General features: G+C 76.8%; 9 protein-coding genes and 1 pseudogene. All 10 read right to left on the bottom strand.

Annotation, left to right across the window (positions count from 1 at the left end; translation table 11 throughout):
• Positions 1–148: 148 nt before the first annotated feature.
• Positions 149–1,147 (bottom strand): DNA polymerase III subunit delta, encoded by a 999-nt coding sequence (gene holA, locus ACI79Y_RS12800; protein WP_457158836.1) that lies wholly within the window; start codon positions 1,145–1,147, stop codon positions 149–151.
• A gap of 979 nt (positions 1,148–2,126) precedes the next feature.
• Positions 2,127–3,005 (bottom strand): annotated as a pseudogene (locus tag ACI79Y_RS12795) (ComEC/Rec2 family competence protein); the annotation flags it as partial.
• Between the two features lie 616 nt (positions 3,006–3,621).
• Positions 3,622–4,521: a helix-hairpin-helix domain-containing protein gene (locus tag ACI79Y_RS12790; protein ID WP_457158835.1), complete on the bottom strand. Its 900-nt coding sequence runs from the start codon at positions 4,519–4,521 to the stop codon at positions 3,622–3,624.
• Between the two features lie 156 nt (positions 4,522–4,677).
• Positions 4,678–5,538, bottom strand: a complete 861-nt coding sequence (locus ACI79Y_RS12785; protein ID WP_457158834.1) for a DegV family protein — start codon at positions 5,536–5,538, stop codon at positions 4,678–4,680.
• A gap of 64 nt (positions 5,539–5,602) precedes the next feature.
• Positions 5,603–6,373: a histidine phosphatase family protein gene (locus tag ACI79Y_RS12780; protein WP_457158833.1), complete on the bottom strand. Its 771-nt coding sequence runs from the start codon at positions 6,371–6,373 to the stop codon at positions 5,603–5,605.
• Positions 6,370–6,831, bottom strand: coding sequence for a ribosome silencing factor (rsfS, locus tag ACI79Y_RS12775; RefSeq protein WP_457158832.1), 462 nt, complete (start codon positions 6,829–6,831; stop codon positions 6,370–6,372). Before rsfS ends, ACI79Y_RS12780 begins: the two co-directional genes overlap by 4 nt.
• Positions 6,828–7,547 carry a nicotinate-nucleotide adenylyltransferase gene (nadD, locus tag ACI79Y_RS12770; protein ID WP_457158831.1) on the bottom strand — a complete coding sequence of 240 codons (720 nt, stop codon included), beginning with the start codon at positions 7,545–7,547 and terminating at the stop codon, positions 6,828–6,830. Before nadD ends, rsfS begins: the two co-directional genes overlap by 4 nt.
• A gap of 236 nt (positions 7,548–7,783) precedes the next feature.
• Positions 7,784–9,034 carry a glutamate-5-semialdehyde dehydrogenase gene (locus tag ACI79Y_RS12765; RefSeq protein ID WP_457158830.1) on the bottom strand — a complete coding sequence of 417 codons (1,251 nt, stop codon included), beginning with the start codon at positions 9,032–9,034 and terminating at the stop codon, positions 7,784–7,786.
• 87 nt (positions 9,035–9,121) lie between these two features.
• Entirely contained in the window at positions 9,122–9,757 is a 636-nt protein-coding gene (locus tag ACI79Y_RS12760; RefSeq protein WP_457158829.1) for a GNAT family N-acetyltransferase, read from the bottom strand.
• Positions 9,750–10,229 carry a peptide deformylase gene (gene def, locus ACI79Y_RS12755; RefSeq protein ID WP_457158828.1) on the bottom strand — a complete coding sequence of 160 codons (480 nt, stop codon included), beginning with the start codon at positions 10,227–10,229 and terminating at the stop codon, positions 9,750–9,752. The genes ACI79Y_RS12760 and def overlap by 8 nt, the downstream gene beginning before the upstream one ends.
• Between the last annotated feature and the right edge of the window lies 1 nt (position 10,230).

The following is a 10,230-nucleotide window of genomic DNA, read 5'->3' as shown; positions in this document are numbered from 1 at the left end:
CCCCCCCCCCCCCCCCCCCCCCCCCCCCCCCCCCCCCCCCCCCCCCCCCGCGCCCGCGCCCCCCCCCCCCCCCCCCCCCCCCGCCCCCCCCCCCCCCGACGCGTTGACCGGCCGGTCGGCGGCTGAGCACGTGCCCGGGGGCACCGGGTCAACGACCGGCGTGGGCCCGTCCACCGCCGGCCGCCCGGATGGCCACCATCCGGCGCACCGCCCGCTCGAGCGCGTAGTCGGCGCTCGCGGCCGCGCCCTTGACGTCGGCGTTCAGCTCGGCGGCCACGCCGATCGCCTGCTGCAGCGCGTCGATGCTCCAGCCCCGGGCCTGGCTCTGCGCCTTCTTCACCTTCCACGGCGGGAGCTTCAGCTGCCGGGCGAGCTCGCCGATGTTCGAGGTGTTCAGCGAGGCGACGCGGGCCGCCGTGCGGACGCCGTCGGCCAGGGCGTCGGCGATGAGGACGTGCGCCACGCCACGGTCCAGCGCCCACCGCAGCATCTCCACCGACCCGGCGGTGTCGCCGACCAGCACCCGCTCGGCGACGGTGAAGCCGGTGACCTCGGCCTGCCCGCGGTGGAAGCGGGCGACGTCGTCGGCGTCGATGCTGCCGCCGAAGTCCGACACCAGCTGGCTCGCCGCCGCCGACAACCCGCGCAGGTCGTTGCCGACCGCGTCGAGCAGGGCGGTGACCGCATCGGGGGTGATCCGGCCACCGGCGTGGCGGACCTCGTTGCGCACGAAGGCGACCCGCTCCCCCGCCGAGCTGATCTTCGGGCACTCGTCGACCGCTGCCCCGGCGGCCTTGAACGCCTTCAGCAGGGCCTCGTTGCGCTTCCCGCCGCCATGCACCAGCACCAGGGTGAGCTCGGGGTCCGGGTCCTTCAGGTATGCGGTCAGGGAGTCGGCGAGAGCGGCCGCGGCCTCGTGCACGCCGGCGACGACGACCAGCCGGTGCCCGCCGAACAGCGACGGGGACAGCACGTCGGCCAGGTCCCCGAGCGGCAGGCCGGCGGCGACCAGCTCGTGCTCCTCGACGTCGGGGTGGCGGTCGCGGACCGCGGCGCGCACCGCGGCGACGGCGCGGGCCCGGAGCAGTTCCTCCTCGCCGACCACCAACCGCAGCCGGGACGTCGGAGCGGGGGGTGCAGCAGCCACGCGGCCATGCTGCCACGCGCTCCCGACACGACCGTGCTGCCGCCCGGCGCACCGGGACCGTCGCCGTCAGCAGCGGGCCGGCCGGCTCGGGCGCGGCCGCCCCGCGCAGCACGGTGTCCGGGCCGCGCACCGCCACGCCCCACTCCCCCGCCCGGCCGACCACCGCCACGTCGCCGTCCCGGTCGGTGCGGTGCACCCGCATCCCGGCCTCGGTGAGCGCCGCGAGCAGCTTCTGCGCCGGGTGCCCGTAGCTGTTGTCGGCGCCCACGGAGATCAGCGCCACGCGCGCCCGGCTCGCGGCGACGAAGGCCGGGTCGACGTCACCGCTGCCGTGGTGCGGCACCTTCAGCACGTCGGCGGTGAGGTCGACCCCGGACCTGCGCAGCCGGACTTCCGCCTCCTCGCCGACGTCACCGGTGAGCAGCACCCGCAGTCCGCGGTGCTCCGCGCGCACCACCAGGGACAGCTGGTTGGCGTCGGCGCCCGCGGTGGCCTCGGCCGGATCGGGGGCGAGCGCGTCGAAGACGGCCCCGCCCACCGTGCGCCGCTCCCCCGGTCGCAGGACGGCGTGCCGCCCACCCACCTGGCCCAGGACCTCCAGGACCGCCGGGAGCCGGTCCTCGTCCGGGGCCAGGGCACCGGTGGCGACCTCACCCACCGCGCGACCGGTGAGGGCCCCGGCCAGCCCACCGACGTGGTCGGCGTCCAGGTGCGAGAGCAGCACCAGCGGCAGGTGGTCGACGCCCAGCCGGTCCAGGCACCCGTCGACCAGTGCCGCGTCGGGTCCGGCGTCGACCAGGACCCCCTCGCGCGGCCCGGTCGGGAACACCAGGGCATCGCCCTGTCCGACGTCGCAGGCGACCACCACGGTCTCCGGCAGCGGCCAGCCCCGCCCCGCCTGGCGCAGCGGCCAGCCCACGACCACCGCACCCAGCAACGCGGCCAGCGCCAGCCCGCGCAACCGCGGCCAGCGGACCAGCGCCCAGCAGACGGACCCGAGCAGCAGCGCCAGCACCAGGGCACCGGTCCGCCCGGCCGGCCAGGGCGCCGCACCGTCGGGGACGGCGGCTGCCGTCCGGGCGACCAGGACCAGCCAGCGCACCGGCCACCCGGCCAGCCAGGTGAGCGCGTCGGCTCCGATCTGGGTCACCGGGGAGACCAGCGCGCCCAGCAGGCCGAGCACGGTCGCCGGCGCGACCACCGGAGCGGCGAGGAGGTTGGCCGGCAGCGACACGAGGCTCACCGCACCGGAGAGGGCCGCGACCAGCGGGGCGGTGGCCAGCCCGGCCGCCGCGCTCACCGCCACCGCGTCGGCGACCGGCCGGGGCAGCCGCCGTCGCCGCAGCCGGCGGGACCAGCCGGGGGCCAGCAGCACGATCGCGGCGGTCGCGGTGACCGACAGGGCGAACCCGGGGTCACGAGCCAGCGCCGGGTCGATCAGCAGCAGGAGGGTGACGCTCGCCGCCAGCGCCGGGACGGCGACCCGGCTGCGGCCCGAGGCCAGCGCGAGCAGCGCCACCGCACCCATCGCCGCGGCCCGCAGCACGCTCGGCTCCGGCCGGGCCAGCACCACGAACCCGGCGATGGCCAGCACGCCGACGAGGGCCTGCAGCCGCCGGTCGCTGCCGCGGGCCCGGAACGGGGCGAGCACCAGCCCCACCGCGATCGCCACGTTGGCACCGGAGACCGCCAGCAGGTGGGAGAGCCCGGAGCGGCGGAACTCCCCGATGAGCACCTCGTCCAAGCCGGACGTGTCGCCGACGACCAGCCCCGGCAGCAGGCCGGCCGCGGGATCGGGCAGCGTGCGGTCCGCCGCCGCGGACAGCCCCGCGCGGAGGGTCCCCGCCGCCGACTGCACGGCACCGGCGCCACCCACCGGCTGGGGTGGGGAGCGCGCCGACAGGACCGCGAGCACGTCGTCGAACGGGCCGGCCGGGCGCAGCGAGGCCCGCACCGTCACCGACTGGCCGGGCAGCAGGCCCCGCCACTCCTCCGCCGAGCCGAACAGCAGCACCCGGTCACCACCGGTGGGGTGGCCGTCGACCTCGCTGACCTGGCCGGTCACCAGCACCCGCTCGGGGCTGCCGGCCAGTGGCCGGGGGTCCGCGCTGAGCTCGAAGGCCACGGAGACCACGGCGCCCCGGGCGGCCAGCCCGGTCAGCGGTGAGTCGTCCCGGGCCTGGCTCCGCACGCCGGCGACGGCGCCGGTGACGGTGACCGCGGCCAGGCACCCGACCAGGACCAGCGCCGCGCCGGCCCGGTGGCCGGCGAGCAGGACGACGGCGACCACCGCAGCGCTCCCCGCCAGGCCGAGGAGCAGACCCGGGGAGAGCAGCGGCGCGGCCAGCGTCAGCAGCCAGACGGTGGCCGCGACCGGTACGAGTCGCAGGTCGAGCCAGCGCCAGCCACCGGCCGCCAGCACCCGGTGCACCGGCACCGGACGACGCGCGGTGGACCGTCGTCCGGCCGGCACGTCAGACCGTGACCCGGTCGACGAGCTCGGCGAAGGTCGCCGGCCCGATGCCGCTGACGTCGTCCAGCTGCTCGACGTTGGCGAAGGGGCCGTGGGTGGTCCGGTGCTCGACGATCCGCTGGGCCAGCACCGGGCCGATGCCCGGCAGGGCGTCCAGCTCGGCCGCCGTGGCCCGGTTCAGGTCGAGCAGCCCACCGGCGGTGTGACCTCCGGCTGCCTCCGGGGGCCCGGGGACCGCCCCCGGCAGCCCCACGGCGAGCTGCTCGCCGTCGACCAGGACCGCTGCCGCGTTGACCGATGCGGGATCGGCCTCCGGCAGCAGCCCCCCGGTGGCGGCCAGCGCGTCCGCGACCCGTGAGCCCGCCGGCAGGGTGACCAGCCCGGGTGAGGCGACCTGGCCGATCACCGACACGACCACCTCGGCAGCGGCGGACGGCTCGCTGCTCGCCTGGGCCGGCGACGGGGCCGTCGGCAGCGGGCCCGGGGACGCCGCCGAGCTGGACCCGGCCGGCACCTGGTCCACCGTCGGCCGGTCGGCCCAGGTCCAGCCGACCACCACCGCGGCGGCGAGGACGGCGACCGCCCACAGCGTCCACGCACCCGGCCGGCCCGGGCTCACCCGCGCGGCCGGCCCGGGGGCCCGGTGGCGCCCCAGCCCAGGGGGCAGGCCCTGCTCCTCGGCCGGCTCGCCGAGCGGGGTCGTCGGCGTGTCGTCGGGTGCCCAGGAGGGCCGGCGCGCTGTGCCGTCGCGAGGATCGTCCGGCTCGCGGTCGCCGGGCCCCTCCGACCGGCCCTCGTCCTCGTCGGGGACCCAGCCGCCCGGGCGCTGTCCCTCCGCCAGCAGTGCCCGCAGCCGGGCACGGATGACGTCGTCGTCGTTGCGACGGGGCGAGGGGCGCACGCCGAGGACGCTAGGGAGACCGCGCCGCGTCCCGCACCGCCTCCGACCAGGTTGTGGACGGAGGTCCCGGCTGTGGACGGCGGCGGGCGACCTGAGCTGCCAGCACGGCACGGTGGGCCGGTGCCGTCCGCCCGCCGCCTCGCGCGTCGCCTCCGATCAGTCCGCGCCGTGAGCGGTCGGGGCGACGACCACACCGACCGCACCGGGGCCGACGTGCGCGCCGATCGCGGCCCCGAGCTCGCTGACGTGCAGCTCGCGCAGACCGGGCAGGCGCACGCGCAACTGATCGGCGAGCCGGTCCGCCCGCTCGGGGGCGGCGAGGTGGTGCACGGCGGCAGCGACCGGGCGGTCCCCGGCGACCTCGGCGGCACGCTGCACCAGCCGGCTGATCGCACGGGCCGAGGTGCGCACCTTCTCCAGCGGGACGACCCGGCCGTCGGTCACGTGCAGCACCGGCTTGACCGCCAGCGCGGTGCCCAGCCACGCGGCTGCCGACCCGATCCGGCCGCCGCGGCGCAGGTGCTCGAGGGTGTCGACGACGAAGAACGTGCGGCTGGCCGCGGCCGTCTCCCGGGCCGCCTGCGCCACCTGCTCCGCGCTGCCACCGGCGGCCGCCACCCGTGCCGCGGCCAGCACCGCGAACCCGTTGCCCATGGCGGCCGAGCGGGAGTCCAGCACGGTGACCAGGTGCTCGCCCACCTGCCCGGCCGCCACCCGGGCGGCGTCCCAGGTGCCGGAGAGCTCACCGGACAGGTGCACGGAGACGACCCGGTCGGCGCCGCCGCCCAGCAGCCGGCGGTAGGTGGCCACGAAGTCACCGGGCGTGGGCCGGGAGGTGGTGACGTGCCCGCCGCGGACGGCCAGCGCGCGGGCCACCTCGGTGGAGGTGACGTCGCTGCCCTCACAGCCGGAGCGGCCGGCCAGCACCACGTACAGCGGCACGACCTCGATGCCCAGCTCGGCGACGACCTCTGCCGGCAGGTAGGCCGTGGAGTCGGTGACCACGGCGACGGACATGGGCGGAGGCTAACCGGCGCTGCGCCGGCCGTTCCCACCCACGGGGCCCTGAGGACCGGACAACTCAGCCGTCGGCGTCGGCGTCCTGCGCCGGCGCCCCCTCCTCGGGGCTCGCGCCGGCGGGCGGCAGCGGTGCGTCCGGCGCATCGGACCCGGACGGTCCGCGGTCCCGGTGGACGCCCGGCCCACCCTCGACCGGACCAGGCGTGGGCACCGCCGAGTTGTGCCGCATCAGCCGCCAGCCCGACGCCTGGAACGACAGCTCGCTCCAGTGGCAGTTGCCGAGCGGGCCGAAGATCCTCCGGTGCTCCGGCCCGAGGTCCAGCAGCACCTCCAGCAGCCGGCCGGCAGTGCCGCCGTGGGTCACCAGCACCGCGGTCTCGGCCGGCGGCAGGTCCGCCACCGCCGCCAGGGCGCGGGCGGCGACGTCGGCCTGCAGCTCCCCGCCGCGGCCGGGCACCGGACGACCGGCCACCCACTCCGCGTACTGCTCGGGCAGCTGTTCGGCGACCTCGGCGCGGGTCAGCCCCTCCCAGCTGCCCAGGCCGTGCTCACGCAGCCGGGCATCGACCTGCACGGGCAGTCCCAGCAGCGACCCCAGGGCACCGGCGGTGTCCCGGGCGCGCTGCAGGTCGCTGGAGACCAGCACGGTGGTGGCCGGGTCCAGGCCCGCCGCCAGCACCGGTGCGGTACGAGCGGCCTGCGCCCGTCCCTCCGCGTCCAGCGGCGGGTCGAGCTGCCCCTGGAAGCGCCCGCTGGCGTTCCACTCGGTGCGCCCGTGGCGCCAGACCAGCAGCCGGCGGACCGGCGGGGCGGCGGGCGCGGCCTCGCTCACCGGTCGGTCGTGCCCGACCCGGCGTCCTCGGTCGACTCGTCGGCGTCGGCGTCGGCGTCCGGGGTCGCGGCCACCGGCGCCTGCGCGGCGGCAGGCGTGGACCGGTCGACGAAGGGGATGACCGGGCAGTCCTTCCACAGCCGCTCGAGCGCGTAGTAGGCGCGCTCCTCGGCGTGCTGGACGTGCACGACGACGTCGACGAAGTCAAGCAGGACCCAGCGGGACTCTGCGACGCCCTCACGTCGCACGGGCTTGACCCCGTGGTCGCGCAGCCGCTCCTCGACCGCGTCGACGATCGACTGCACCTGACGCTCGTTGGGAGCCGACGCCAGGACGAAGGCGTCGGTGATGGCGAGCCGGTCGCTGACGTCGACGATCGAGACGTCGGTGGCGAGCTTGTCCGACGCGGCCTGCGCGGCGATCAGCGCGGTCTCTCGGGCCTCGGCCGAGGCGGTCATCGGGGCATCTCCTGCAGATCGGGGGACGAGGTGTCCCCGGGGGCTGGGTCGTCGGGCAGCGTCGGTTCGGCGGGCTCGGGCGTCTGCCGGCCGGCGGTCGGGCGGCCGACCGCGGGGCGGCCGGTGCCCTCGGTGCGGTACAGGCCGCGCTTCTCGATGTACTGCACCACACCGTCGGGCACCAGGTACCAGACCGGCCGGCCCCGCCGGACCCGGTCGCGGCAGTCGGTGGAGCTGATCGCCAGCGCGGGCACCTCGACCAGGCTCACCGCTCCCGCCGGCAGATCGGCGTCCCCGAGCTGGTAGCCCGGCCGGGTCACCCCGACGAAGTGCGCCAGGTCGAACAGCTTGTCGGTGTCCCGCCAGCCGACGATCTGGGCCAGCGCGTCGGCACCGGTGATGAAGAACAGCTCGCTGTCCGGGTGCTCGCGGTGCAGGTCCTGCAGGGTGTCGATGGTGTAGGTCGGGCCGCGGCGGTCGACGTCGACCCGGCTGACCGAGAAGCGTGGGTTGGACGCCGTGGCGATCACCGTCATGAGGTAGCGGTCCTCGGCCGGGCTGACCCCGCGCTCGGACTTCTGCCAGGGCTGGCCGGTCGGGACGAAGACGACTTCGTCGAGCCCGAACAGCTCGGCCACCTCACTGGCGGCCACCAGGTGCCCGTGGTGGATGGGGTCGAACGTGCCACCCATCACCCCGAGTCGACGCGCTGCCACCGACCGAGCCTAGCCCGGCGTCGCGGGATCCGGTCGCCCGACCACCGGATCCCGTGGGACCGGGCGGCCAGGGGCGGACGGCTGCCGTCGCGCGGGCCCGGTGACCGGCGCCCCCGTGCCGCCGGTCCCCCGGTGGGAGACCCCGGGCACCCGCGGGCAGCCGCCCGCCGCCGCACACCCTGACACATGTGGACGGTGCTGTCTCGCTACACCGGGGGTGGAGCGCGGTGCCCCCGTCAGCGGACGTGGCCGCTGCCGGTCACCACGTACGTCGTCGAGGTGAGCTCCGGCAGCCCCAGCGGGCCGCGAGCGTGCAGCTTCTGGGTGGAGATGCCGATCTCGGCACCGAACCCGAACTCGCCGCCGTCGGTGAACCGGGTCGAGGCGTTGACCAGCACCGCCGCGGCGTCCACCCCCGCGGTGAAGGCGGCGATCGCCGACGCGGAGTCGGCGACGATCGCCTCGGAGTGCCCGCTCCCCCACCGCGCGATGTGGTCCAGCGCCTGCGGCAGGTCCTCGACCACCCGCACGGCCATGTCCAGCGACAGGTACTCGGTCGCCCAGTCCTCGTCGGTGGCCGGGACGACGGCGTCGTGCGCCCCCCGCGCGGCCTCGTCACCGTGCAGCGTCACCCCGGCCTCGGCCAGCGCCGCGAGCAGCCGCGGCAGGAAGGGGACGTCGCGGTGCACCAGCAGCGTCTCGGCGGAGTTGCACACGCTGACCCGGGAGGTCTTGGCGTTCAGCACGATCGCCTCGGCCATCGCCGGATCGGCCGAGGCGTCGACGTAGACGTGGCAGTTGCCCACGCCGGTCTCGATCACCGGCACGACCGCCTCGCGGACCACCCGCTGGATCAGCGACGCCCCGCCGCGCGGGATGACCACGTCGACCAGCCCGCGGGCGGCCAGCAGTTCGCCCACCGACGCCCGGTCGGCCGGCAGCAGGGCGATCGAACCGGCCGGCAGGCCGGCCTTCTCGGCGGCCTCGGTGAGCACGGCCACCAGCGCGGTGTTCGTGCGGTGCGCCGACGCCGACCCGCGCAGCAGCGCCGCGTTGCCGCTCTTCAGGCAGAGACCGGCGGCGTCGACGGTGACGTTGGGCCGGGCCTCGTAGACGATCCCGACCACCCCGAGCGGCACCCGGACCTGGCGCAGCTGCAGCCCGTTGGCCAGCGTCGAGCCGCGGACGACGTCGCCCACCGGGTCGGGCAGCGCGATCAGCTGGCGCAGCGCGTCGGCGACCGCCGCCACCCGCGGTCGGTCCAGCCGCAACCGGTCGAGCACCGAGGCCGGGGTGCCGTCGGCCGCGGCCGCCTCGACGTCGGCAGCGTTGGCGGTGAGCACCTCGTCGGCCCGCTCGACCAGCGCCTCGGCCATCGCGGCGAGCGCGGCGTCCTTGGTCTCGGTGGGCAGGGTGCGCAGCACGCGGGCGGCCTCGCGGGCACGCGCCGCGGCGGCGCCGATCAGCGGGAAGTCGGCGTCGGACACGCGTCGAGGTTACGCGGCGGTCCCCCGTCCGAGCTCACCTCTCGTGCTCCTGGCTCACGGTGGGAGCTGAGCCAGGAGCCCGCACGATCAGGTCTCCTGATCCCGGGCGGAGTGGCGGGCGAGGCGGGAGCGCAGGTTGCTCCGCACCGCCGGCCACTCGTCGGCGGTGATCGAGAAGACAACGGTGTCGCGCAACGACCCGTCGGGCTGGCGGCGGTGGCTGCGCAGCACCCCGTCCTGCTTGGCGCCGAGCGCGGTGATCGCCGCCTGCGACTGCCGGTTGTGCCAGTGCGTGCGGAACTCCACCGCGACGCAGCCGAGCACCTCGAACGCGTGCTGCAGCAGGAGCAGCTTGCTCTCGCTGTTCACCCCGGAGCGCTGGGCCGATGCCCGGGTCCAGGTGTAGCCGATCTCCAGCCGCGGGGTGGCCCGGTCGAGGTTGCAGCAGGTCGTCACCCCGAGCGCGTCCCCGGTGCCCCGACGGCGGACGACGAAGGGCAGCATCGTGCCCGCCTGTTGGGCAGCGAGCTTGGCCGCGACGTCGTCGGCCATCGCCTCGGGCGTGGGCACCGACGTGTACCAGAGCTCCCACAGCCGCCCGTCGGCCGCGGCGACGGCCAGGTCAGGGGCGTCGGCCAGGGACAGCGGCGCCAGCGTCACCAGCTGACCGGTCAGCGCGACCGGGCCCCAGCCGGCCGGCTCGGCCGCCGGCAGCTCAGGCACGTAGCGCGCGCATGGCCCGCTTGCGCGCCTCACCGGTCAGCCGGTCGACGAACAGCTTGCCGTCCAGGTGGTCGACCTCGTGCTGCAGGCAGCGCGCCATCAGCCCGCTGCCCTCCAGGCGCAGCGGCTCCCCGTGCACGTCGAAGCCCTCGGCGACGCAGTGCATCGCCCGCACGGTGGGGGCGTAGAGCCCCGGGATGGACAGGCAGCCCTCGTCGCCGTCCTGCGTCTCCTCGGACCGCTCGGTGATCACCGGGTTCACCAGGTGCCCGATCACGCCGTCGACGTTGTAGGAGAACACCCGCAGACCCACCCCGATCTGGGTGGCGGCCACGCCGGCCCGGCCGGGGTGGTCGACGGTCTCCTCCAGGTCGCGGACGAGCGCGGCGAGGTCGGCGTCGAAGACACGGATCGGGTCGGCCGGGGTGCGCAGCACCGGGTCGCCGATCTCGCGGATGGGTCGCACGGTCACG

The sequence above is a fragment of the Modestobacter sp. SYSU DS0875 genome, from assembly GCF_054050915.1.
The sequence above is the reverse complement of the archived record's forward strand: the minus strand, read 5'-3'. Positions and strand labels throughout refer to the sequence as shown.